At 61.6% G+C, this 25809-nt stretch carries 19 protein-coding genes; 12 read left to right on the top strand and 7 right to left on the bottom strand.

Going from position 1 to position 25809, the window contains the following annotated elements:
- Nucleotides 1-76: 76 nt before the first annotated feature.
- Entirely contained in the window at nucleotides 77-511 is a 435-nt protein-coding gene (arfB, locus tag HGP12_RS26220) for an alternative ribosome rescue aminoacyl-tRNA hydrolase ArfB (RefSeq protein ID WP_168841870.1), read from the bottom strand.
- Nucleotides 512-629: 118 nt separating this feature from the next.
- Nucleotides 630-2240: a phosphoenolpyruvate carboxykinase gene (locus HGP12_RS26215; RefSeq protein WP_168841871.1), complete on the bottom strand. Its 1611-nt coding sequence runs from the start codon at nucleotides 2238-2240 to the stop codon at nucleotides 630-632.
- A gap of 351 nt (nucleotides 2241-2591) precedes the next feature.
- Between HGP12_RS26215 and HGP12_RS26210 the strand changes: the two genes are divergently transcribed.
- The 12 genes from HGP12_RS26210 to trxA all read left to right on the top strand — a co-directional run bounded on the left by HGP12_RS26210 (nucleotide 2592) and on the right by trxA (nucleotide 20349).
- The gene (locus HGP12_RS26210; RefSeq protein ID WP_205926650.1) at nucleotides 2592-3323 is read left to right on the top strand and encodes a response regulator transcription factor; all 732 of its coding nucleotides are present in this window, start codon (nucleotides 2592-2594) and stop codon (nucleotides 3321-3323) included.
- Between the two features lie 91 nt (nucleotides 3324-3414).
- Nucleotides 3415-5208 (top strand): sensor histidine kinase, encoded by a 1794-nt coding sequence (locus tag HGP12_RS26205; protein WP_205926649.1) that lies wholly within the window; start codon nucleotides 3415-3417, stop codon nucleotides 5206-5208.
- A gap of 8 nt (nucleotides 5209-5216) precedes the next feature.
- Nucleotides 5217-5669 (top strand): HPr kinase/phosphorylase, encoded by a 453-nt coding sequence (locus HGP12_RS26200; protein WP_168841874.1) that lies wholly within the window; start codon nucleotides 5217-5219, stop codon nucleotides 5667-5669.
- Nucleotides 5670-5821: 152 nt separating this feature from the next.
- Nucleotides 5822-6223, top strand: a complete 402-nt coding sequence (locus tag HGP12_RS26195; RefSeq protein WP_015338202.1) for a PTS sugar transporter subunit IIA — start codon at nucleotides 5822-5824, stop codon at nucleotides 6221-6223.
- A 19-nt stretch (nucleotides 6224-6242) separates the two neighbouring features.
- Entirely contained in the window at nucleotides 6243-6518 is a 276-nt protein-coding gene (locus tag HGP12_RS26190; RefSeq protein ID WP_168841875.1) for an HPr family phosphocarrier protein, read from the top strand.
- A 179-nt stretch (nucleotides 6519-6697) separates the two neighbouring features.
- Nucleotides 6698-8098: an adenosylhomocysteinase gene (gene ahcY, locus HGP12_RS26185; protein WP_168841876.1), complete on the top strand. Its 1401-nt coding sequence runs from the start codon at nucleotides 6698-6700 to the stop codon at nucleotides 8096-8098.
- A gap of 205 nt (nucleotides 8099-8303) precedes the next feature.
- Nucleotides 8304-10883, top strand: a complete 2580-nt coding sequence (locus HGP12_RS26180; RefSeq protein ID WP_168841877.1) for a PAS domain-containing sensor histidine kinase — start codon at nucleotides 8304-8306, stop codon at nucleotides 10881-10883.
- Nucleotides 10880-12391 (top strand): tRNA (adenosine(37)-N6)-threonylcarbamoyltransferase complex ATPase subunit type 1 TsaE, encoded by a 1512-nt coding sequence (gene tsaE / locus HGP12_RS26175; protein WP_168841878.1) that lies wholly within the window; start codon nucleotides 10880-10882, stop codon nucleotides 12389-12391. Before HGP12_RS26180 ends, tsaE begins: the two co-directional genes overlap by 4 nt.
- Before the next feature lie 75 nt (nucleotides 12392-12466).
- Entirely contained in the window at nucleotides 12467-13198 is a 732-nt protein-coding gene (locus tag HGP12_RS26170) for a nucleotidyltransferase family protein (RefSeq protein WP_168841879.1), read from the top strand.
- 4 nt (nucleotides 13199-13202) lie between these two features.
- On the top strand, nucleotides 13203-16394 hold the full coding sequence (gene addB, locus HGP12_RS26165; RefSeq protein ID WP_168841880.1) for a double-strand break repair protein AddB: 3192 nt from the start codon (nucleotides 13203-13205) through the stop codon (nucleotides 16392-16394).
- Nucleotides 16387-19953, top strand: a complete 3567-nt coding sequence (gene addA / locus HGP12_RS26160) for a double-strand break repair helicase AddA (RefSeq protein WP_168841881.1) — start codon at nucleotides 16387-16389, stop codon at nucleotides 19951-19953. The genes addB and addA overlap by 8 nt, the downstream gene beginning before the upstream one ends.
- 75 nt (nucleotides 19954-20028) lie before the next feature.
- A complete protein-coding gene (trxA, locus tag HGP12_RS26155; RefSeq protein WP_004127513.1) occupies nucleotides 20029-20349 on the top strand; it encodes a thioredoxin in 321 nt (106 codons plus the stop codon).
- A gap of 260 nt (nucleotides 20350-20609) precedes the next feature.
- On the opposite strand, the gene HGP12_RS26150 is transcribed toward trxA, so the two are convergent.
- The 5 genes from HGP12_RS26150 to HGP12_RS26130 all read right to left on the bottom strand — a co-directional run bounded on the left by HGP12_RS26150 (nucleotide 20610) and on the right by HGP12_RS26130 (nucleotide 25750).
- Nucleotides 20610-21938 (bottom strand): bifunctional folylpolyglutamate synthase/dihydrofolate synthase, encoded by a 1329-nt coding sequence (locus HGP12_RS26150; protein WP_205926648.1) that lies wholly within the window; start codon nucleotides 21936-21938, stop codon nucleotides 20610-20612.
- Nucleotides 21939-21994: 56 nt separating this feature from the next.
- Nucleotides 21995-22906, bottom strand: a complete 912-nt coding sequence (gene accD, locus HGP12_RS26145) for an acetyl-CoA carboxylase, carboxyltransferase subunit beta (RefSeq protein WP_168841882.1) — start codon at nucleotides 22904-22906, stop codon at nucleotides 21995-21997.
- Nucleotides 22907-23014: 108 nt separating this feature from the next.
- Entirely contained in the window at nucleotides 23015-23854 is an 840-nt protein-coding gene (trpA, locus tag HGP12_RS26140; protein ID WP_168841883.1) for a tryptophan synthase subunit alpha, read from the bottom strand.
- A 10-nt stretch (nucleotides 23855-23864) separates the two neighbouring features.
- The gene (trpB, locus tag HGP12_RS26135) at nucleotides 23865-25079 is read right to left on the bottom strand and encodes a tryptophan synthase subunit beta (RefSeq protein ID WP_168841884.1); all 1215 of its coding nucleotides are present in this window, start codon (nucleotides 25077-25079) and stop codon (nucleotides 23865-23867) included.
- Nucleotides 25076-25750, bottom strand: a complete 675-nt coding sequence (locus HGP12_RS26130; protein WP_168841885.1) for a phosphoribosylanthranilate isomerase — start codon at nucleotides 25748-25750, stop codon at nucleotides 25076-25078. Before HGP12_RS26130 ends, trpB begins: the two co-directional genes overlap by 4 nt.
- Nucleotides 25751-25809 lie beyond the last annotated feature (59 nt).

Below are 25809 nucleotides of genomic sequence, written 5' to 3'. Positions count from 1 at the left end.
TCACGGCAAACTCGCTCTCACCCAACAACCACCATTTTCATCCAACCGAACCAAAACCACAGCCCGAAAAGCCGGCCTAATCGCCACCCGGCTTGCCGCGCATCTTCTTGACCTCGGAACGACCGGATTTTTCCTTCAGCCGGCGCTCGATCGACCCCTTGGTCGGCTTGGTCTTCTTGCGTGGCGGCGGCGGCGGGGCGGCGGCTTCGAGGATCAGTTCCTTCAGGCGCTCGCGCGCGTCCTCGCGGTTGCGATCCTGGCTGCGGAAACGGCTGGCCTCGATCATCAGCACGCCATCCTTCGAGACACGCCGACCGGCAAGCTTGACGGCATTCGCCTTGACTCGATCCGTCAGCGAGGGAGAGTTCTGGACATTGAAGAAAAGCTGGACAGCCGTTGCGACCTTGTTGACGTTCTGACCGCCGGGACCACCCGCCAGAACGAACTGTTCCGTCAGCTCCCAGCCGGCAATCGTGATCCGGTCGTTGATGTAAAGCGCTTCGCTGGCCATGATTTTCTCCGCGCCTGTCTATCCCACATCAGTGCGCGGTTGAAAACTACTGCCGAATAAAATGAAACCCGGCGACCTGGCCGCCGGGTTTCACGTGAGTCGTTCCCACTGTGGATGATTATTCTGCAGCGACCGGCATTCCCGGCGCGGCATCGCGAACGTTGCCGTCGACGTGATCCTCGAACTTGGCGAAGTTGGTGACGAACATCTGCACCAGCTTCTCGGCCTGCGCATCATAGGCATCGCCATCGGCCCAGGTGGAGCGCGGGTCGAGGATGGCGCTGTCGACGCCCTCGACGGCAACGGGGACCGCGAAGCCGAAGTTCGGATCGATGCGGAACTCAACATTGTCGAGAGCGCCCTTCAGGGCAGCGGCCAGCAGGGCGCGCGTCGCCTTGATCGGCATGCGGCCTCCCTTGCCGTAGGCGCCACCAGTCCAGCCGGTGTTGACTAGCCAGCAACGAGCGCCGTGGCGGGCGATCAGCTCCTTTAGTAGGTTGCCGTATTCGGCCGGATGGCGCGGCATGAAGGGAGCGCCGAAGCAGGTCGAGAAGGTAGCTTCCGGCTCGACGACGCCCTTTTCCGTGCCGGCGACCTTGGCGGTGTAGCCGGATAGGAAGTGGTACATTGCCTGGTCCGGCGTCAGCTTGGCGATCGGCGGCATGACGCCGAAGGCATCGGCCGTCAGCATGATGATCGTCTCGGGATGGCCTGTCATGCCGGATTCCGAAGCGTTCGGGATGAAATGCAGCGGATAGGCGCTGCGGGTGTTTTCCGTCAGCGAGCCATCGTCGAGATCCGGACGGCCATGCTCATCGAGCACGACATTTTCCAGCACGGTGCCGAAACGGCGGGTCGTTGCGTAGATTTCCGGTTCGGCTTCCGCCGACAGACGAATGGTCTTGGCGTAGCAGCCGCCTTCGAAGTTGAAGATGCCGTTTTCACCCCAGCCATGCTCGTCGTCGCCGATGAGCGTGCGGGTCGGATCGGCCGACAACGTCGTCTTGCCTGTGCCAGACAAGCCGAAGAAGATCGCGGCATCGCCTTCGGGACCGACATTGGCCGAGCAGTGCATCGGCATGACGCCGCGCTCCGGCAGCATGTAGTTCAATGCCGTGAACACCGATTTCTTCATTTCGCCGGCATAGGACGTACCGCCGATCAGGACGATGCCGTTGACGAAGTCGCAGGCGATCACCGTCTCGGTGCGGCAGCCATGGCGCTCCGGATCGGCGCGGAAGCTCGGCAGATCGATGATCGTCAGTTGCGGCACGAAGCTTTCGAGCGCGATGCGCTCCGGCCGGATCAACAGATTGCGGATGAACAGCGAGTGCCAGGCGAATTCGGTGACGACGCGCGTCGGCAGTGCATATTCGACGTCAGCGCCGCCAATCAGATCCTGGACGAACAGGTCCTTGCCGCGTGCATGCGCCAGCATATCTTCATGCAGCAGCTCGAAATGTTCCGGCGACATCGGCTTGTTGTTATCCCACCAGATCTGATCTTCGGTGGTGGCGTTGCGCACGACGAACTTGTCCTTCGGGGAACGGCCGGTGTGCTGTCCGGTCAGAGCCCTGAGCGCACCGTCGGCGGTCAGATCGGCTTCCTGACGGCGAATCGCTTCCTCGTAAAGGTGGGCTTCCATGAGGTTATAGCGAACACTGGCGGCGGCTCCCAAGCCGATCGATCCCAGTTCGGTTGCGGGATTGCGAACGCCGAATTGCTCCATCACATTTTCCTCTACAAAGGGGCTTGGCCGTTAGAACTATCTAAAGCGTAGAGGGCTCTTTTTAAAAGCACAAGAGCAAAAAACAAAAAAACTTTAATGATATCAGTTATTTAATCGATTTAAATAAACATCGATAATTTTAAATCGTTTGAATGAGGCATGGCGAGATGTTTCGTCGCACAACCATTGCGCAAGGGTTTTTCTCCGCGACAATCCTCCCCTTTATCTTTGCCACAATTTGTTCCACCTTTATCCCCATAAGCGCGCCAGGTTACCGCCGACCGAGCTGGCAGACCGCCTGGGCTGGATTCCAAATCCGGGAGACGCGCACTGATGACGGAGACGAACACCATGTTGACAATCGCGCTCGTTGACGACGACCGCAATATCCTCACTTCCGTATCGATTGCATTGGAAGCAGAGGGATATAAGGTAGAAACCTATACGGACGGAGCCTCGGCGCTCGACGGCCTGCTTGCCCGGCCGCCTCAACTAGCGATCTTCGATATCAAGATGCCGCGCATGGATGGCATGGAGCTGCTGCGCCGCCTGCGCCAGAAATCCGATATACCGGTGATCTTCCTGACCTCGAAGGATGAAGAGATCGACGAGCTTTTCGGCCTGAAAATGGGCGCCGACGACTTCATTACCAAGCCATTCTCGCAGCGTCTGCTGGTCGAGCGCGTCAAGGCGGTGCTCCGCCGCGCCTCGGCCCGCGAAGCCGCGAATGCTGCAGGCGGCAATGCGGCCGCCAAGCCGGGTGCGCCGCAACAGGCCCGTTCGCTGGAACGCGGCCAGCTCGTCATGGACCAGGAACGGCACACCTGCACCTGGAAGGGCGAGCCGGTGACGCTGACCGTCACGGAATTCCTCATCCTGCATTCCCTTGCGCAACGCCCCGGCGTTGTGAAGAGCCGCGACGCCCTGATGGACGCCGCCTACGACGAGCAGGTCTATGTCGACGACCGCACGATCGACAGCCACATCAAGCGGTTGCGCAAGAAATTCAAGATGGTCGACCTCGATTTTGATATGATCGAGACGCTGTATGGCGTCGGCTATCGCTTCCGCGAAGCCGCCTGATAGTTAACTGGACCATAGACCATACGGCGGGCGATGGAATAAGAGCATGCGGACGGGGTCGCCGATCCCGTCCTTCGAAAGGGCCGTTGGCTTGGCACAGCTAGTGCAGGATAGAGAGATAGACGACTCGGAAAGCCCGAGCGGCGCTCGAATCGCGCGCCGGCGCTGGACCCATCCCTTCGTCCTGATCCGCCGCATCTTCGGCAATGCCGTCTTTTCGAGCCTGACGCGGCGTATCCTGTTCTTCAATCTCGCCGCCCTCGTCGTCCTCGTCGGCGGCATTCTCTACCTCAACCAGTTCCGTGAGGGCCTGATCGACGCCCGCGTCGAAAGCCTGCTGACGCAGGGCGAGATCATCGCAGGCGCCGTCTCGGCTTCGGCATCGGTCGACACCAACTCCATCACCATCGATCCGCAGAAGCTCCTGGAGCTGCAGGCCGGCCAGAGCATCACGCCCGTTCCAAACGACGAAGACCTGGAATTCCCGATCGATCCGGAAAAGGTGGCGCCGGTGCTGACCCGGCTGATTTCGCCGACGCGCACCCGCGCCCGCATCTTCGACGCTGATGCCAATCTGCTGCTCGACAGCCGCCATCTTTATTCGCGCGGCCAGGTGCTGCGTTACGATCTGCCGCCGGTCGACGACGAGAAGCAGAGCTGGTCCGACTGGTTCAGCGGGTTGCTCAACAAGATGCTGCAGCCGGGCAACTTGCCTGTATATAAGGAGGCACCCGGCGGCGACGGCTCGATCTATCCGGAAGTCATGAACGCGCTAACGGGTGTGCGCGGCGCGGTCGTCCGCACCACGGAAAAGGGCGAACTGATCGTTTCCGTCGCCGTGCCGATCCAGCGCTTCCGCGCTGTTCTCGGTGTCTTGCTGCTCTCGACCCAGGCCGGCGACATCGACAAGATCGTTCATGCCGAGCGTCTGGCGATCATGCGCGTCTTTGGCGTCGCGACGCTTGTCAATGTCGTGCTGTCACTGCTTTTATCCTCCACCATCGCCAATCCGCTGCGCCGGCTCTCGGCCGCGGCCATCCGCGTGCGCCGCGGCGGGGCGAAGGAGCGTGAGGAAATTCCGGATTTCTCGGCCCGCCAGGACGAGATCGGCAACCTCTCGATCGCGCTTCGTGACATGACGTCGGCTCTCTACGACCGCATCGACGCGATCGAAAGTTTCGCGGCCGATGTCAGCCATGAACTCAAGAACCCCCTCACGTCGCTCCGCAGCGCGGTTGAAACCCTGCCGCTCGCCAAGAGCGACGATTCCAAGAAGCGTCTGATGGACGTAATCCAGCATGACGTCCGCCGCCTCGACCGCCTGATCAGCGACATTTCCGACGCCTCGCGTCTCGACGCGGAACTCGCCCGCTCGGATGAAAAAGCGCTCGATCTGGAAGTGCTGCTGCGCGACATGATCGACATTTCCCGTCAGGTCGGCCACAGCAAGAGGGCGGTCGAGATCGAATATGTGGCCGACCCCAAGCCGGCCAACAAAGCAAAGTTCACCGTCGTCGGTCACGATCTGCGTATCGGCCAGATTATCACCAATCTTATTGAAAACGCTCGATCTTTTGTTCCGAACGGCACCGGCAAGATCACGGTGCGGCTGACGCGCACGAGAACGCGCTGTATCATCTATATCGAGGATAACGGCCCCGGCATCCAGGCCGAAAACATCGATCGCATCTTCGAGCGTTTCTATACCGACCGGCCGGAATCGGAAGGTTTCGGGCAGAATTCAGGCCTTGGCCTGTCGATCAGCCGGCAGATCGCCGAGGCGCATGGCGGCTCGCTACGCGCCGAGAACATCGTCGACAGCGATGGCACGACGCTGCTCGGCGCCCGCTTCATCCTGTCGTTGCCCGCGCAGACACAGGCGTGAGCGCCCGCATGACCGACGACGCGACCAATATCCACGCGACTGCAATCGTCATCGGCGGGACCGGATTCCTGTTTCTCGGCCCCTCGGGCAGCGGCAAATCCACCCTTGCCTTCTCATGCCTGGCGGCGGCCAAACCGCTCGGACTTGCGGCGAGCCTGATTGCCGATGATCGCGTGTTGATAGCCAAGCGCAACGGTTCCACCATCGCCGAATGTCCGCCCTCAATCGCCGGATTAATGGAAATCCGTTATACCGGGATTGTTCGGATGCCTTATGTTTCGCGGGGCGAAATGCACTTCGCCGTTCGCGCGGTGGACCCGGCAGCGGCCGAAAGGCTGCCGCCGGAGGACGAGCAGATCGATATCACCGACTCCATCAGGTTGCCCCTGATCCGTCTGGCCGCAACCTCCACGAATCCCCTCGCCGTCATAATGGCGAAAATCGGCGCGAGTTTCGATTAAACGGCCATTTAGGCCCGCATAGGCATGCAAATCCTATATTTTAAGCTTGCACTTCGCCTTTTCATCGCCAAGATGTCCCCCCACCGGTGGACGACATTGCTGCATTGCGATATTGGCCACCTGTTTGCGTATGCCATGGGAGCAGTAATATCATGATTGGACTTGTGCTTGTCACTCATGGCAAGCTGGCTGAAGAGTTTCGGCATGCCGTCGAGCATGTCGTTGGTCCGCAGAAGTTCATAGAGACGGTATGCATTGGTCCCGAAGACGATATGGACAAGCGCCGGCAGGACATTCTGCAGGCCGTTGCCGGCGCCGATGACGGGCACGGTGTCATCATCCTCACCGACATGTTCGGCGGCACTCCTTCCAATCTCGCAATCTCCGTCATGAATAGCGGCCACACCGAGGTCATCGCCGGCGTCAATCTGCCGATGCTGATCAAGCTCGCAGGCGTGCGCGGCGACAACAACATGGAAAGGGCCTTGGTGGAAGCTTCAGAGGCCGGGCGCAAATATATCAATGTGGCCAGCCGTGTGCTCAGTGGCAAATAACGAGGCAGACACAGCCCCCATGACCGAGCTTTCCCGGGAACTCCTGATCATCAACAAACGGGGCCTGCATGCCCGTGCCTCGGCAAAATTCGTCCAGACCGTCGAGGCATACGACGCCGCCATCACCGTTTCGAGAGACGGCACCACCGTCGGCGGCAATTCGATCATGGGCCTGATGATGCTGGCCGCAAGCCCCGGCTGCAGCGTGCTGGTGACCGCAAGCGGCAATCAGGCCGCCGAAGCGCTCGAGGCGCTCGACCAGCTGGTGGCAAACAAGTTCGGCGAGGAAATATAAGTTTTCCTCCGTCCGCCACCGGGACATAAAGACATAAAGACCTCTTTATGTCGTCATTGATTTCCACCCTGAAGCCTGCTACACGGCATCATTCCACACGCTGTCAGCGTGCAATTTTTGTTGCATTCGGCCGAGGCGTCCGCCAGCGGCGACTGCATCGTTCAGGCTGGAGACCCCTGATGAGCACTGAAAAGGACTACGTCGTCGCTGATATTGGCCTTGCCGACTTCGGCCGCAAGGAAATCACGATCGCCGAAACCGAGATGCCGGGCCTGATGTCCTGCCGCGCCGAATTCGGCGAAGCACAGCCGCTGAAGGGCGCGCGCATCACCGGCTCGCTGCACATGACGATTCAAACAGCCGTTCTCATCGAGACGCTGGTGGCCCTCGGTGCCGAGGTGCGCTGGGCATCGTGCAACATCTTCTCCACGCAGGATCATGCCGCAGCCGCGATCGCCGCTTCCGGCGTTCCGGTCTTCGCCGTCAAGGGCGAAAGCCTCGAAGACTACTGGATCTACACGGACAAGATCTTCCAGTGGACCGATGGCGGCGTTTCCAACATGATTCTCGACGATGGCGGCGACGCCACCATGTACATCCTGCTCGGCGCCCGCGCCGAGGCCGGCGAGGACGTGCTCTCCCATCCGCATTCCGAAGAGGAGGAAATCCTCTTCGCACAGATCAAGAAGCGCCTGCAGGCATCGCCGGGCTGGTTCACCAAGCAGCGCGACGCCATCAAGGGTGTGACCGAAGAGACCACCACCGGCGTCAACCGCCTCTACCAGCTCAGCCAAAAGGGCCTGCTTCCCTTCCCGGCCATCAACGTCAATGACAGCGTCACCAAGTCGAAGTTCGACAACAAGTATGGCTGCAAGGAATCGCTGGTTGACGGCATCCGTCGCGCCACCGACGTCATGATGGCCGGCAAGGTCGCCGTCGTCTGCGGCTATGGCGACGTCGGCAAGGGTTCCGCCGCTTCGCTCTCCGGTGCCGGCGCCCGCGTCAAGGTCACGGAAGTCGATCCGATCTGCGCCCTGCAGGCCGCCATGGACGGCTATGAAGTCGTTCAGCTTGAGGACGTCGTCTCCTCGGCCGACATCTTCATCACCACGACCGGCAACAAGGACGTCATCCGCATCGACCATATGCGTGCGATGAAGGACATGGCGATCGTCGGCAATATCGGCCACTTCGACAACGAGATCCAGGTTGCCGCCCTGCGTAATCTCAAGTGGACGAACATCAAGCCGCAGGTCGACATGGTCGAGTTCGCCAAGGGCAACCGCATCATCCTGCTGTCGGAAGGCCGTCTCTTGAACCTCGGCAACGCCACCGGCCACCCGTCCTTCGTCATGTCGGCTTCCTTTACCAACCAGACACTGGCGCAGATCGAGCTCTTCACCAAGCCCGACCAGTACAAGAACCAGGTCTACGTGCTGCCGAAGCACCTCGATGAAAAGGTCGCCCGCCTGCATCTTGCCAAGCTCGGTGTCAAACTGACGGAGCTTTCCGAAGAGCAGGCATCGTATATCGGCGTCACACCGAAGGGTCCGTTCAAGTCCGACCACTACAGATACTGATTACAAAATCAATATCCACAACATCTTGTGGCCCCGGCATTGACAAAATGCCGGGGCTTATTTTTTAGCCAGCTCCCTTCCCGCAGATTCCCTTAGGCAGTATTGTTTTTACACTTGATTCGTGACGAACCGGGCGTGCCCGGAGCCATGAAAATGGGATGTCTTGTCAGGATGCGGCACATTATAGGACGGAGACAGACCTCTTATGACTGAAGGGGAAGACAACCTGCATCAGCTAGTGCTACGCCAAGCGGCGGCGCGGTTGCAGCAGGGCGGCGCATATTGGTACCCAGCACGGGCAAAGCCCGGCAGGGGTCGGCTCGCTTCTTTGAGCCGCCTGCTGCGGCTCAGCGTTTTCGCCGGACTCCTGACCGGTCTGGCAGGCCCGGTCCTCGCGCAGGGCAACACCGCCGCTCAGGCGAGCATGCGCCTCTTCACTTCGTCGGAAATGGCCGTTTTCTCCATCATCATCGGCGTGATTTCCGCGGCACTTCTGTCGACCATGTGGATGGTGCGGCAGCGCGGCAATATGGAAAGCGAAAGCCGCGAGATCCGCACGGCTCTTTCCGATGCCAACCAGCGCATTTCGCAATATCAGGCGCTGATTGCCGACAAGAACCGCCGCATCGTCATCTGGGACGGCCAGAATTCACGGCCCGAGCTGCTCGGCCAGCTTCCGGTCGAGACCGGCGCGCCGCAGGACAATGAATTCCTCGCCTTCGGACGCTGGCTGAAATCATGGTCGGCCGGCGAACTCGACAAGGCGATCGACAAGCTGCGCAGCAGCGGCCAGAGTTTTGACATGGTGGTCGAAACCAACCGCGACGAAATCCTGGAGGCACAGGGTCGCATTTCCGGCGGGCGGGCCTTCGTCCGTTTCATCGCGCTCAACAATCTGCGCGCGGAACTCGCCGAGCTGAAGATCGAGCGTGAACGGCTGATGACCTCGATCTCCACTTTCCAGCACCTGCTCGATGCCATCGACCTGCCCGTGTGGCAACGTGATACCGAAGGCACGCTGACCTGGGTCAACCAGGCCTATAGCGAGGCGGTGGAAGCGGTTTCCGCAGAAGAGGCCCTCCGTGAGGGACGCGAATTCCTGACGACGGTGGCACGCGAGCGCATTCGTGCGGCGGCCACGCCGGAATCGCCCTTCCATGACAAGATTTCGACCGTCGTGCATGGCAACCGCACCTTCTTCGACGTCGTCGACGTCAGGGCTCCGAATGGATCGGCCGGTATCGCCATCAACGTGTCCGAGGCGGAATCGGTTCGCGCCGAGCTCGCACGCACGCTGAAGAGCCACGCCGAAACGCTCGATCATCTGGCAACGCCGGTTGCAATCTTCGACGGCGAGCGGCGGCTGCAATTCTACAATCAGGCTTTCGTCCAGCTCTGGGAACTCGACATCGCGTTCCTGGAAAAGCGACCCGACAACAGCGAGCTTCTGGAAAGGCTGCGCAGCGCCAAGAAGCTGCCCGAACAGCTGAACTGGAAGACATGGAAGGACGATGTCCTTTCGGTCTATCGCGCACTCGATACGCAGGCCGACCTTTGGCATCTGCCCAATGGCCAGATCCTTCGGGTTTTTGCCACGGCGCATCCGCAGGGTGGCGCCACCTGGGTATTCGAGAACCTGACCGAGCAGGTCGATCTCGAAACGCGCTACAACACGCTGGTCAAGGTCCAAGGCGAAACCATCGACCATCTGTCCGAAGGCGTTGCCGTTTTCGGGCCTGATGGCCGCATCCGCCTTTCCAACCCGGCCTTCCGCATTCTCTGGAACATCACCGAGGCGCAGGCCAAGCCCGGAACGCATATCCAGGCTCTGGCCGAAGCCTGCGCTCCCTCCTATGACCGGCCCGACGGCTGGAAGCGCTTTGCCGAGCAGATCACCAGCTTCGACGACGAGCGCCCGTCCTCACAGGGGACGCTGGAGCTCTTTTCCAATCTGGTGCTCGACTACGCCGTCATTCCGCTACCGAATGCGCAGACCATGCTGACCTTCGTCAACAAGACGGATAGCGTGCGCGCCGAACGGGCGTTGACCGAGAAAAACGAGGCGCTGCTAAAGGCGGATGAGCTGAAGAACGATTTCGTCCAGCATGTCTCCTACGAGCTGCGCTCGCCGCTTACCAACATCATCGGCTTTACCGACCTCCTGAAGACGCCGGGCATCGGTTCGCTGAACGATCGGCAGGCCGAATATATCGACCATATCTCGACCTCCTCCTCCGTGCTTCTAACACTGGTCAACGACATTCTCGATCTGGCGACAGTCGATGCCGGCATCATGCGGCTGAACTATTCCGAGATCGTACTCTCTGACCTGCTCGACGAAGTGTCGATGCAGATCGCCGACCGGCTGCAGGAAAGCGGCGTGACGCTAGAAATCACCGTGCCGGCGCATCTCGGCTCTATCGTCGCCGATCAGCAGCGGCTGAAGCAGATTTTGCTGAAGCTTCTGACCAATGCCGCCAATTTCGCACCCGAGGGATCGACGATCTCGCTGAAATGCGGGCGCGAAGGCACGGATTTCGTCTTCTCGGTCTCCGACAAGGGTCCCGGCATATCGGAAGAACTGATCCACACGGTCTTCAACCGCTTCGCCTCCGGCGGCAAGGGCGGCAAACGCAGCGGCGCGGGCCTCGGCCTTTCCATCGTCGAAAGCTTCGTCAGCCTGCATGAAGGCGAGGTTTCCATCGCAAGCCAGCCGGGCAAGGGGACGATGGTGACCTGCCGGATTCCTTCGGCCGAATTGCCCCATTCCGTCGCAGCAGAATGACCGCCTCCGGCAGCAGCATTTCCCTTTTCCTCGCGGATGACACGGCCACGGCTCAGCTTGGCGAGGATCTGGCGCTGGCGTTGAAAGTCGGTGACTGCCTGGCACTATCAGGCGATCTCGGCGCGGGCAAATCCTCGCTCGCACGCGCGTTGCTGCGCGCCATGGCTGACGATGCCGAAATGGACGTGCCAAGCCCGACCTTCACGCTCGTGCAATCCTACGAGCTGCGCATCCCGGTCTCGCATTTCGATCTCTATCGCCTCGGCGACCCCAGCGAATTGACGGAGCTCGGCTTTGACGAAGCCCTGCAGACCGGCATCTGTCTGGTCGAATGGCCCGAAATGGCCGAGGGCGAGCTGCCGAAGGAGCGTGTGAACCTCAGGCTCACGCATGAGGGCGAAGGACGGCGCGCCGTGATCACGGCACCGGCAAAGCAGATGGCGCGCATCGAGCGCGTGTTAGCCATACGCGCCTTTCTCGGTTCGCATGGCTATCGCGGTGCCGGCAGGCGCTTCCTCACGGGCGATGCCTCGCTGCGGGCTTACGAATCCATTTATCCGAGCGATGGCGGCAGCCGCGTGATCCTGATGGATTGGCCGCGCCTGCCGGAAGGCCCGCCCGTGCTCGACGGCAAACCCTATCCCAAGGTCGCGCATCTTGCCTGGGATGCCTATCCCTTCGTAGCGATTGCCAATGTCCTCAGGGAGAATGGCTTTGCCGCCCCGGAAATCTTTGCCGCCGATTACGACCAGGGCATTCTGCTGATCGAGGATCTCGGCACCGACGGCGTGCTTGACGCCGAAGGAAAGCCGATTGCCGAGCGTTATCGGGCTAGCGTCGCCTGCCTTGCACATCTGCACAGCCTTTCCATTCCTCGCGACATCCCGGTCACGCCGGATCACATCCATCACATTCCGGATTTCGACCGGACCGCGATGAAGATGGAAGCGCGGCTGCTGCTCGACTGGCATCTACCCTGGAAGCGTGGCACGCCGGCAAGCGACGAGGAACGCGCCGACTATCTGGCGATCTGGGACAAGCTGATCGACCAGCTCGAAGACGCAGAAAAGAACCTGCTGCTGCGCGACATGCATTCGCCGAATATCATCTGGCGAGGGACGGAAAAGGGCATCCAACGCATCGGTCTCATCGATTTCCAGGATGCGATGATCGGGCCGACCTCCTATGATGTCGCCTCGCTAGTGCAGGATGCACGGGTGACGATCGAGCGCGATCTGCATGACCGGCTGATGGCAGACTATCTCGCGCTCCGGCACGCTCAAGGCGGTTTCGACGAGGCGAAATTCCTGAGGAGCTGGGCAATCATGTCGGCGCAACGCAATTGCAAGCTTGCCGGCCTCTGGGTGCGGCTGCTGCAGCGTGACGGCAAGCCCGGATATCTGAAGCATATGCCGCGCACACTCGCCTATCTCGCCATCGCCTTCGAGCATGAAGCGCTCGCCCCCTTGCGCGAATGGTGCCAGAAAGCTGGGATCGGCCTACCATAACAGCCAGAGACCGGCGACGGCTTTCCGGCCTTATGCTAAAGGAAAGCAGACAGCGAATCGAAGGTTCGAGACGAAATGACCATCAAGCAAGCCATGGTATTGGCCGCGGGGCTCGGAACCCGCATGCGGCCGATCACCGACATCATCCCGAAGCCGCTGGTGAAGATCGCCGGCAAGGCAATGATCGATTACGCGCTGGATGCGCTGGCAGAAGCCGGCGTCGAGCGGGCTGTCGTCAACGTCCATCACCATGCCGACCAGATGGAGGCGCATCTGCGCAGCTATCGCGGCCTTGAAATCCTGATTTCCGACGAGCGGGACGCGCTGATGAACAATGGCGGCGGTCTCGTCAAGGGCTTAAAACTTTTGAGCCGCGACCCGGTGTTCGTCATGAATGCTGATCTGTTCTGGATCGGTGAGAAGCCCGGCCGCCTGACCAATCTCGAAAAGTTAGCCGGATTCTACAACGAGCAGCGCATGGACATGGCAATGCTCTGCGTCGAACTGGAACGGACCACAGGCCATAATGGCAAGCATGACTTCAACATGGCTGACGATGGCCGGCTCACACGATATCGCGACAACCAATATAACGGTGTCGTCTATGCCGGCGCAATCGCGATGAACCCATCCTTCCTCGATGACGCGCCTGACGATGCCTTTAATGTCAATATCTACTTCGACAAGGCCATCGAGCGCGGCCGGCTCTATGGAACTATGATGGATGGTCATTGGTTGACAGTCGGCACACCGGAGGCGATCGGCGAGGCGGAGGAAGCGATCCGGACCTTCCGGGCGTTTGCGTGAGCCTATGACGGGCGGGCACCGGCAGCGCATCCTGACGATTCCGGCGGGCCTGCCCTTCCTGAAAACCCTTGCGACAGCTCTTTGCGATGGACGGCTGACCGAACATTTCCGCCATGATCCGGGCGACCCGCTGTCGCTTGCTAAGGTCAGCATTTTCCTGCCGACGCGGCGTGCGGCGCGCGTGCTGCGCTCGGAATTCGTCGATCTGCTCGGCGGCCGCTCCGCGATCCTGCCCGTCATCCGTCCGCTCGGCGAAACCGATGACGACAGCGGCTATTTCGAGGAAACCCTGCCGGAAACGGCCGATCTTGCGCAGCCGCTTGCCAATACCGCCCGGCTGCTGGAACTGGCGCGGCTGATCCTTGCCTGGCGCAACAAGCTGCCGCAGATCGTACGCGACATCCACTCCGACTCGCCGCTGGTGGCGCCGGCAAGCCCGGCGGATGCCATATGGCTCGCCCGCAATCTTGCCGAACTCATCGATTCGCTTGAGACAGAGGACCGCGAGTGGAGCGAGCTTGCCACTCTCAGCGCAGAGGATCATGCGCTCTGGTGGCAGCTGACGGCCGAATTCCTGGCGATTGCCAGCGCATTCTGGCCGGCACGTCTCGAGGAACTCGGCAAATCGTCGCCAGCCCGCAACCGCAATGCCATCCTGCGCGCCGAGGCGCAGCGCATCGCCACCATGCGGCATCCCGGGCCAGTCATCGTTGCAGGCTCGACCGGCTCGGTGCCGGCGACGGCGGAGCTGATCGCGGCAGTTGCATCCTTGCCGCAAGGCGTGATCGTGCTGCCCGGCCTCGATCTTGCGATGCCGGAAGAGGATTGGCAGCTCGTGGCGCCGGAAACCTCCATCGGCGAAAGAGCCGATCCGGCTACGCGCAGCCATCCGCAATATGGTCTTTCGCTGCTCTTGAAGAGGCTGCGCATCACGCGGCGCGATGTCGAACCCATTGCGGACGCAGCCGATACCATGCAGATGCGGGCGCAGATCCTGTCGCGCGCGCTGGCGCCGGCCAAGGCTACAAGTGGCTGGGGAAGCTGGCGTAAGACACTCGCTCCCGATGCGATCCCGGCCGCATTCGCCGACGTTGCGCTGATCGAAGCCGCCAATGAGCGCGAGGAGGCAACCGCGATCGCCATCGCCCTGCGGCTGGCGCTGGAAAAGCCGGGCCGCAACGGCGGCGAAAGCCAGGCGGCCTTGATCACGCCCGACCGCAATCTTGCAAGGCGAGTCACGGCCGAGCTTGCCCGCTTCGGCATCACCGCCGACGATTCGGCCGGCACGCCGCTTACCGCTACGCCGCAAGGCACGTTGCTGCAATTGCTGCTGGAAGCGTCCCTTCGTCCCGGCGATCCCGTTGCCGTCGTTGCGCTGCTGAAACATCCCCTCGCCCTGTTCGGCCTGCCGGCGCAAACACATCAGCCCGGCGTCGATGCGCTGGAGATCCTGGCGCTCAGGGGCGGCGTCGCCCATGTCGATATCGGCAGGCTGGAAGCCCTGCTCGACGACCGCGTGGCGGGACAGGCCAATGACCGCCATGCGCCACAATGGCGCAAATCGCTGCCGCCTAAGGCCATCGGGCATGCGCGTACGCTGGCACAGCGGGTGACCGCGGCATGCGAACCACTGGTATCGGCACTTTCCCTGCCCACGTCGGAGGGTCTGCCGACCCTTTCGGATTGGGCCGAGCGTACGGGCCGGGCTCTGGAAGCCGCAACCGTCGACGAACGCGGCAGCCTGGCGAACCTCTGGTCCGGCGAAGCCGGGGACACGCTTGCCAGCCTGTTCCGGGATGTCATCGAAACGGATGGTCAGCTCGAAGCCAACGGAGTGCAATGGATCGACATCATGACGGCACTCTGCGTGGGCCAGGCGGTGAAGCCGCGTGCGCTCAGCCACCCGCGCCTCTTCATCTTCGGCACGCTGGAGGCGCGCCTGCAGAGCGTCGATACGCTGATCCTCGGTGGGTTGAATGAAGGCTCGTGGCCGGGGCAGATCGCGAACAACCCCTTCATTTCACGCGGCATGAAGACGGAGATCGGCCTGGAGCCGCCAGAGCGCCGCATCGGCCAGCTGGCTCACGATTTCGAAATGGCGAACGGCACCCGCGACCTGATCTATTCGCGCGCCCTGCGTCAGGGCTCGACGCCGACGGTTGCGTCGCGCTGGCTGCAGCGGCTGATCGCGCTCGGCGGCAAGGAGCTGGAAGAGGACATGAAGGCCCGCGGCGATCAGTATCGTCATTGGGCTGGGATGATCGATGAGGGCGAAAATCAGGCCCCGGCGTTACGCCCGGCACCGAAACCGCCCATGGAACTGCAGCCAAAGAGCTATTCCTTCAGCGAAGTGGGGCGGCTGCGGCGCGATCCCTATTCGATTTATGCCCGGCGCGTGCTGCGGCTCGATCCGGTCGACCCGTTCAACCGCGATCCCGGCCCGGCCGAACGTGGCACACTCTACCACAAGATCATCGACCGTTTCGTCCGCGAAGGACATGTGGCCGGCACGCGGGAGGCGGCGCTGGCGATGGATGGCATTATTGCCGACCTCTTTGATGCCGAACGATTGCCCGTTCATATTGATAGTGTCTGGCGGCCGCGTTTTCGCGAAGTGGCGCGAGCTTTCCTTGCCTGGGAAGCGGAGCGGCGGCCAGAACTGCGCAAGACGGCGACGGAAGTGCCGGCCAGCGTCGAGATCGAACCGATCGGCATTCGCCTCACCGGCGTTGCCGACCGCATCGACATCAAGAGTGACACTGGCGCCGACCTTATCGACTACAAGACCGGCTATAATCCCTCTCCGTTACAGGCCCGCGCGCTGCTCGATCCGCAGCTGGCGCTGGAAGCCTATGCGCTGAAGGCCGGTGCCTTCCGCAATATCGGCGCGCTGATCCCTGAAAACCTGCTCTATGTCCGCTTGCGGCCCGGTGACCGCTTCAAGGTCGATCAGGTCAACAACGAGCATTCCAGCCGCGGCGGCAAGACGGAAACGAAGTCGGCTATGGATCTGGCGCAAGAGTCGATGGACCAGCTGGTGAAGTTCGTCTCGCTCCTGCAATCCGGCGAGAAGGGTTTTTCCTCACGGCTGATTCCGGCGCAGCAGTTCGAGTATGGCGGGGATTACGATCACCTCGCCCGCGTCTCGGAATGGTCGACAGCCGAGACCGAGCAGGAAGGCGGCGGCGATGAGTGATTTTCCCGCCGACGCTATCGCCACCCTACCCGAAAGCGACGATCCCGGCGTCTGGATCAGCTGGACGACGATCCAGCAATCCATCGCCTCCGACCCCGAGCGCTCGGCCTGGGTCTCGGCCAATGCCGGCTCCGGCAAGACGCACGTGCTGACGCAGCGCGTCATTCGCCTGCTTCTGGCTGGCGCGCGCCCCTCGGCCATCCTCTGCCTCACCTATACCAAGGCTGCGGCCTCCGAAATGTCGAACCGCGTCTTCGACCGGTTGGCCGCCTGGGCGACCATGCCGGACGAGGAGCTGAAGACACGCATTGCCGATATCGAAGGCAGGGAGCCGGATCTCTTCAAGCTTGCCGAGGCACGCCGGCTGTTTGCCAAGGCGCTGGAAACACCCGGCGGGCTGAAGATCCAAACTATCCATGCATTTTGCGAGGCCCTGCTGCATCAGTTCCCGCTCGAGGCTAACGTCGCTGGTCACTTCTCCGTTCTCGACGATCGTGCGGCGGAGACCTTGCTCGACGACGCGCGACGCGCGCTGCTAACATCCACCAGCCCACATTGCGATGCCGAATTGGCTCGGGCCTTCGACTATGTACTCGACCTCGGCGACGAATCCGGCCTCGAGACGCTGCTCGGCGATATTGTCGCCAATCGCAATGCGATCCGCCGCTTCACCGAGAGTGCCGGCCGCAAGAGCGGCATTGAAACCGCGCTGCTTGCCCGGCTCGGCCTTTCCCCCGGCGAGACGGAAACGAGCATTGCGGAGCAATATTGGCCGCTTCCCGGTCTGTCTGGCGCGACACTGGAGCTTTATCTCACGCTCGCGGACGATAAGGGCGGCGCGAAGGCGCAGGAAGTTGCCTATGCGCTGCGCCTTGCCAAGCGCGAGGCAAATCCGCTCGCCCGCGCCGAAATCCTCGAAAAAGCCGTCCTGACTGCCAAGGGCGAACCGAAATCGGACAGCCAGTTCTTCGTCAAGGCGATGCTGGCCGATGCGCCAGCCTTGGCCGATGCCGTGGCTGCGGCGCGCGCCCATGTCGTTGCCTGCCGCGACCGGCTGAAGCTGATGCGGATGTATCGCGCCACGCACGCCGCCCTCGTTCTCGCCGATCGCCTGAACCGCGACTATGAGGAGCTGAAGAAGCGGCGCAGCCAGCTCGATTTCGAGGATCTCATTACCCGCACCGCCGATCTTCTGACCAAGAAGGATGTCGGGCCGTGGATCCACTACAAGCTCGATCAGGGCATCGACCACATTCTGGTGGACGAGGCGCAGGATACCAGCCCGATCCAGTGGAGCGTCATCCAATCACTGGCGGAGGATTTCTTCTCCGGCGACAGCGCCCGACCGACGCTGCGCACGATCTTTGCCGTCGGCGACGAGAAGCAATCGATCTATTCGTTCCAGGGTGCACGTCCCGAACGCTTTTCCGAGGAGAGCGACCGCACCCGGCGGCGTGTGGCGGCCAGCGGCCAGCAATTCTCGTCGATCCGCCTGCCACTCTCCTTCCGCTCGACAGCCGACGTGCTCGGCGCCGTCGACCACGTCTTCACGAGCCCGGGCAATGCCAAGGGCCTCAGCGCCGTCAACGAACCAGTGGTGCATCGCTCCAGCCGTATCGGCCATCCCGGCGCCGTCGATCTCTGGGAGATGATCGCGCCGGAACCGGCCACCAAGGAGGAAGACTGGACGGCGCCTTTCGATTCGACGCCGGAGAGTGCACCTCCCGCCATTCTAGCGCGGCGGATGGCGCAGACGATCGGCAATCTTGTCGGGCGAGAAAAGATCATCGAGAAGGGCAACGCCCGCTTCATCGAAGCCGGCGACATTCTCGTGCTCGTGCGCAAGCGTGACAGCTTCGTCAACGCGCTGACCCGCGCCCTGAAACGACGCGGCAACATTCCCGTCGCCGGCGCCGATCGTCTTGTCCTGACCAGCCATATCGCCATCCAGGATCTTCTCGCGCTCGGCCGCTTCCTGCTGTTGCCGGAAGACGATCTCTCGCTCTGCGCGCTGCTAAAGAGCCCGTTGTTCGACCTCAGCGAAGAAGATGTCTTCGCGGTTGCCGCCTACCGCGACGACGAGGAAAGCGTCTGGAGCCACCTGCAAAGATTTGCCGGAGACGGCCACGAACGCTTTGTCAACGTGGTCGAACGGCTGCGAACCTTCCTTGCTTTGTCGAAGAGCCTTCCCGTGCATGATTTCTATGCCCGCGCGCTTGGCAGCTTTGGCGGCCGACGGCAGTTCCTGGCGCGGCTCGGCACCGAGGTCAGCGATATCCTCGACGAATTCCTGACCTTCGCGCTCGATCATGAGACCAGCGGCCTGCCCGGTCTGCAGTCCTTCATCTCGACGCTGGAACTGGAGGCGCCGACGGTCAAGCGCGAGCAGGACAAGGGCCGCAACGAAGTGCGGATCATGACGGTGCATGCTTCGAAGGGGCTGGAGGCGCCGATCGTCTTCCTCGTCGATGGCGGCGGCAAGGCCTTCACCCATACGCATCTGCCGAAGCTGCGGCTGATCGAAACCAGTGCGAATGAGATCCCGCTGCCGGTGTGGGTTCCAGTCTCGGCGCTTGCCAATTCGCTGACGCAAGCGGATACGGCCCGGCTGCAGGCGCTGGCGGAGGACGAATATCGCCGCCTGCTCTATGTCGGCATGACGCGCGCCGCCGACCGGCTGATCATCTGCGGCTACCGCGGTATCCGGGAAAATGCCGATACCTGGCATTCCATGATCTCCGCCGCCTTGCGTCAGGATGAGCAGCATTGCACCCAAAGGACCTTTTCAGGCCCCGATGGAGACTGGGAGGGCTTAAGCTGGCGGGTTGCCCAGGTGCAGCTCGAATTCGAGACGGCGAGAGAGCATGAAAAGCGCTCGGAACGCGTTGGCCTGCCTGACAGTCTCAGCCGGCCGCTGCCGCCGCAAAAGAGCCTGCCTCGGCCGCTGAGCCCGTCCGGCGTCGGCACAGTCATCGATGAGGAGGCCGATGATCTGCTCGTCACGTCCGCGCTCTTCGGCGAAAAAGCCAGGTCCGACCGCGCCCTGCAAAAGGGCCGTTTCATTCACCGCATGCTACAGACATTGCCCGAGATCGCGCCCGAGGACCGCGCCGATGCTGCCCGGCGCTATGCCCAGCGGGCAGCGCGCTTCTGGCCGCAGGCCGAGCAGGAGGCGCTGGTGAAGTCCGTCATGGCACTGCTGTCGCATCCGGATCTGCAGGGCACTTTCAGCACCCACGCGCAGGCCGAAGTCTCGATCATGGGCACGCTGAAACTCGCCAATCAGTCCTACGCCGTCTCGGGCCGCATCGATCGCCTGGCTGACCTGGACGATCGGGTCGTCATTCTCGACTACAAGACGAATCGCGTGCCGCCCGGCGAGGAAAACACCATTCCCTTCGCGCATAAGGCACAGCTTGCGATTTACCGCGAGATCCTTTCGCCGCTTTATCCGGGAAAGCGCATCGACTGCATGCTGGTCTACACCGAAAACGCCTCAATCTACAGGCTGTCCGACAGGGCTCTTGCATTGACGCTTGCAGAGATCGAGACAAAGTGAACTACCAAATATTGACATCCGGGCACCGCACCATCACATATCTAGCAACTCGTAAATTCTGGTAAGGAGCAGCCTATGGCTACCGTTAAAGTCGATACCTCCAACTTCGCCACCGAAGTGCTGCAGTCTGCAGAGCCTGTCGTCGTTGATTTCTGGGCCGAGTGGTGTGGTCCGTGCAAGATGATCGCTCCGGCTCTCGAAGAGCTCGCCGTGCAGTTCGAAGGCAAGGTCAAGGTTGCCAAGCTCAACATCGACGAAAATCCGGAACTGGCCGCACAGTTCGGCGTTCGCTCGATCCCGACGCTTGCCATGTTCAAGGCCGGCGAAGTCGCCGACATCAAGGTCGGCGCCGCTCCCAAGACGGCCCTGCAGAACTGGATTTCCAGCGCATCCTGATCGGTATCGATCGTATAGAACAAAGGCCCCGCTTCGGCGGGGCTTTTTTTGGTCAAAGAGTGACCATCCTCGCTTTTCGAGGCTTCGCACCTCGGCAATCGTGCCGTGTTTGCGCTTGCCCATGGCCGCCCTGATCCTTCGACAGGCTCAGGATGAGGACGGAGTGAGTTGCGAGCCGGGTAAGAGTATAGCTCTCATGGTGAGGAGGCCCTCAGAGCCGTCTCGAACCACGAGGGCGGGTGGTGAGTAACCCCCCGGAATTAACGCGGCGGCGTGCCGTTGTCGGCAAGGACATCGCCGACCAGATAGAGGGAGCCGCCGATCAGAATGCGTGGCGCTGGCGCATTCGGCACAGCCACAGACTTGATCGCATCCAGCGCCTCGACCACGCTCGACATCGGTTCGGCTATCAGGCCGGCATCATAGGCGGCATTGGCCAGGATAACCGGGTCGATCATCGCATCGCTGCCGCGGATCGGCACGCAATAGACCTTCTCCGCAAGGCCGGCGAAGGCCTTGAAGTATCCCACGGGGTCCTTGGTGTTGATCATGCCGATGATCAGGAACAGAGGCCGTGGCCGACGCTCCTCGAAATTCGCCATGGCCTCCGCGATGACTTCGCCGGCGCCGGGATTGTGGCCGCCATCGACCCAGATTTCCGCGCGCTCGGGGGCATGCGGCATCAGCTCGCCCTCCGTCAGCCGCTGCAGGCGTCCCGGCCACTCCACCGATGTCATCGCCTTTTCCATCATCGCTTCGGTGACGACGAAACCGGCGGCCTTTACCGCCCGTATGGCGGCAGCGGCGTTGCCATATTGGTGGCGGCCCGGCAAGCGCGGCAGCGGCAGGTCGGCCAGGCCGAACTCGTCTTGATAGACCAGCTTGCCATATTCCTCATGGGCGGAAAAATCCTGGCCGAACACGGCGGTCGGGCAACGAAGGCGCTCGGCCGTCGATATCAGCACGTCGAGCGCGGCGTCATATTCCTGATGGCCGATGACGACAGGATGGCCGGCCTTGAGAATGCCCGCCTTCTCGGCCGCGATCAGCTCGACGCGATCGCCGAGATAGGGCTGGTGATCGAGCGAAATCGGCATGATGACCGAGACGGCGGGATCGGAAATGACATTGGTGGCATCGAAGCGGCCGCCAAGGCCGACCTCGATGACGACGGCATCGGCCGGATGCGCGGCAAAAAGGAGGAAAGTCGCGGCCGTCAAGATTTCGAAGACGGTGATCTTCTGCCCGTCATTGGCCTTGGCGATGCGCCTGAGCACATCGGCGAACACGGCATCGTCGACAAGCTTGCCGCGACCGCCCTTGACGCCGATGCGATAACGCTCGTGCCAGTTGACGAGATGCGGCGAGGTGTGGACATGCACGCTATAGCCGCCGGCTTCGAGCAGGGCGCGGCAGAAGGCCGTCACCGAGCCCTTGCCGTTGGTGCCGGCGACATGGATCACCGGCGGCAATTTTTTATGAGGGTTGCCGAGGACGTCGAGGAGCCGGGTAATTCTCTCCAAAGAGAGGTCGAAGCCCTTGGGATGCAATCCCATGAGCTTCTCGATTTCCCGTGCTGCCTCGCTCATTGCGGATTGATCCATAGCCGTCATCCCGCACCTCCGCCAGTCCGCAATCGATAATGTCAGGCGCTCGCCGCCACCGCCAGCGCAGCACCGTTCTTGCTCTTGGCGGACACGTCGTTGGCGGGCACCTTGGTCAGGATCTTCAAAAGGGTTGCCAAGGTGTCCGGAATGTCGTGACGCTTGACGACCATGTCGACCATGCCGTGCTCCAGCAGGTATTCCGATGTCTGGAAGCCTTCTGGAAGTTTTTCACGCAGCGTCTGCTCGATCACGCGCTTGCCGGCAAAGCCGATTTCGGCGCCGGGTTCGGCGAGATGAATATCGCCGAGCATGGCATAGGAGGCCGTGACGCCGCCGGTCGTCGGATTGGTCAGAACCACGACATAGGGCTGGCCCGATTCCTTCAGCATGTCGACGGCAACGGTCGTGCGCGGCAGCTGCATCAGCGACAGGATGCCCTCCTGCATGCGCGCGCCACCCGAAGCCGGGAACATGACAACGGGACATTTTTCGGCGATCGCGCGCTCGAAAGCCTTCACGATGGCTTCGCCGGCCGCCATGCCGAGCGAACCGCCGATGAAGTTGAATTCATGCACGATCGCGACGAGCTTCAAGCCGCGAACCTTGCCGAGGCCGGAAAGGATCGTATCCTCCTGCTCGGTCTTGATGCGGCTATCCTTGAGGCGATCGGTGTATTTTTTCGAGTCGCGGAACTTCAGCGGGTCCTGAGCGACCTTCGGCTGCGGCAGGGCTTCATATTCGCCATTGTCGAATAGATCGACAAGACGGGCCTTGGCCGGCATTTTCATGTGGAAGCCGGAAGCGGGGATGACCCACTTGTTGTCCTCCAGATCCTTGTGGAAGACCATTTCGCCGGTTTCCGGGCACTTGATCCAGAGATTCTCCGGAACCTCGCGACGGCCCAGCATGGAATTGATCCGCGGGCGGACGTAGTTCGTGATCCAGTTCAATTCGAAACTCCTAATCGACCGAATTAATCGATAGCTCAGTCGTCACCAAATGCCCATAGGCCTTTTCATCAATCCGCAGGGGATTGCCGAAAAGCCTATATGGGGAAACTATTCGGCGGCAACAAGGCGGGCGGAACGGGTGCCTGTCGACAGGCCGCGCACCAGGGTGGCCACGGCCTGGATGGTATCGGCCGTTGCATTGCCGTCCTTGGTCAGGCTGGTGGCGATCTGGTTGACGATCGCGGTGCCGACGACCACGCCGTCGGCGGAAGCGCCGATCAGCTTGGCATGTTCGGCCGTCTTGACGCCGAAGCCGACGCAAACCGGCAGGTCCGTGTGCTGCTTGATCCGCTTGACGGCGCCGGAGACCAGCGACGGATCCGGCAGGGCCGAGCCGGTGATGCCGTTCATCGAGACGTAGTAGACGAAGCCGGTCGTGTTCTTCAAAACCGTCGGCAGTCGCTTGTCATCGGTGGTCGGCGTCGCGAGGCGGATGAAGTTGATGCCCTTGCGGATCGCCGGGATGCAGAGCTCGTCATCCATTTCCGGCGGCAGGTCGACGACGATCAGGCCGTCGATGCCGGCGGCAATCGCGTCATCGAGGAAGTTTTCGACGCCGTAGATATAGATCGGATTGTAATAGCCCATCATTACGATCGGCGTATCGGCATCGACATTACGGAAATCGGCGGCGAGCTGCAGCGTCTTCTTCAGCGTCTGGCCGGCCTTCAGGGCACGCTGGCCGGCGAGCTGGATCGCCGGGCCGTCTGCCATCGGATCGGAGAAAGGCATGCCGAGCTCGATGACGTCGGCGCCGGCTTCCGGCAGTGCCTTCATGATGCCGAGCGAGGTGTCGTAATCGGGATCGCCACCCATGAAATAGGTGACGAGTGCCGGGCGGCCTTCAGCCTTCAAAGCGGCGAAGCGTTTGTCCATACGTGCGGTCATGGCGTCTAACTCACATTCCCAGAATCTTGCCGACGGTGAAGATATCCTTGTCGCCGCGGCCGGAGAGGTTCATCAGGATGATCTCGTCCTTGCCCATCTTCGGGGCGCGCTTGATCACCTCGGCGAGCGCATGGCTCGGCTCGAGCGCCGGAATGATGCCTTCGAGGCGCGTCAGCGTCTGGAAGGCTTCCAGCGCCTCATGGTCCATGATCGGCACATATTCGGCGCGGCCGATATCGTTCAGCCAGGAATGTTCCGGACCGATGCCGGGATAGTCGAGACCGGCCGAAATCGAATGGCCCTCTTTGATCTGGCCGTCGCCGTCCTGCAGCAGGTAGGTACGGTTGCCATGCAGCACGCCGGGCGAACCGGCGGTGATCGAGGCGCAATGCTCATCGCCTTGCAGGCCCTTGCCGCCGGCTTCGACGCCGACGATCTTGACGCTTTCGTCATCGAGGAAGGGATGGAAGATGCCGATGGCGTTCGAGCCGCCGCCGACGGCAGCGATAACGAGATCCGGCAGGCGGCCTTCGGCTTCCAACATTTGCGCGCGGGCTTCGGTGCCGATCACAGCCTGGAAATCGCGAACCATTTCCGGATAGGGATGCGGGCCGGCGGCCGTGCCGATCAGATAATAGGTGTCATCGACATTGGTGACCCAATCGCGAAGGGCTTCGTTCATAGCGTCCTTCAGCGTGCCGCTGCCGGCCGTCACCGGAATGACCTCGGCGCCCAGCAGCTTCATGCGGAAGACGTTCGGCGCCTGGCGCTCGACATCGGTCGCACCCATGTAGACGACGCAGGGCAGGCCGAAGCGGGCGGCAACGGTTGCGGACGCGACGCCATGCTGGCCGGCGCCGGTTTCAGCGATGATGCGGGTCTTGCCCATGCGCTTGGCGAGCAGGATCTGGCCGATGCAATTGTTGATCTTGTGCGAACCGGTGTGGTTCAGCTCCTCGCGCTTGAAGTAGATCTTGGCGCCGCCAAGCTCGGCCGTCAGGCGTTCGGCGAAATAGAGCGGGCTCGGACGGCCGATATAATGCGTGCCGAGCGATTTCAACTCCGCCTGGAAGGCTGGATCGTCCTTTGCCCTATTCCATTCCTCCTGCAGATCCAGGATTAGCGGCATGAGCGTTTCGGCTACGAAACGACCGCCGTAAATGCCGAAACGACCGTCCTCATCGGGGCCGGAGCGGAAGGAATTGGGTTTGGGCGTCTGGTTCACTCTCTACTCCCTGCTGCCGGTTCCGGCAGACATGCTTCTGCAAAAGCGTCGAAAAACTGGTCGATCTTGCCGAGATCCTTCACGCCCGGCGCACTTTCCAGCGCGGAGGAAAGGTCGATGCCGGTGGCCTTGGTGGAGGCCAGCGCCTCGGCGACATTGTCCTTGTTGACGCCGCCCGACAGCATGTAATCCACGCGATCGTCGAGCCAGCTCATCAGGCTCCAATCGAAGGATACGCCGTTTCCGCCCGGCAGCACAGAGCCGGCGGGCGGCTTGGCGTCGAACAGGAAACGGTCGGCAATGCCGATATAGGATTCCACCCGCTTCAGGTCATCGGCCTCGCGCACCGACATGGCCTTCATGACCGGAACATTGTGGACCGCCTTGATGGTCAGCACGCGCTCCGGGCTTTCATTGCCATGAAGCTGCAACATATCCGGCTTCACCAGAGCCATGATCTCATCGAGATCGTCATTGGTGGGATTGACCGTGACGGCAACGATCTTCGCCTTGCCGCGCGCGCGCTCCGCCAGCTGGCCGGCCAGATCGGGCTCGATATAGCGCGGGCTTTTTTCAAAGAAGATGAAACCGATATGGGTAGCGCCGCGCTCAAGAGCACGATCCACCGCTTCCGGAGTCTTCAGACCACAAATTTTGACATCGGGGTTCATGGCAGCGGAGTGACATGAAATTTCAAAAGAGTCGAGCCTAAAGGCGACGGTCAGGCGCG

Source organism: Rhizobium sp. P28RR-XV, from assembly GCF_012641385.1.
Lineage (GTDB): Bacteria > Pseudomonadota > Alphaproteobacteria > Rhizobiales > Rhizobiaceae > Rhizobium.
Note: the sequence above shows the minus strand (reverse complement) of the source record. Positions and strands in the feature narration are given on the sequence as shown.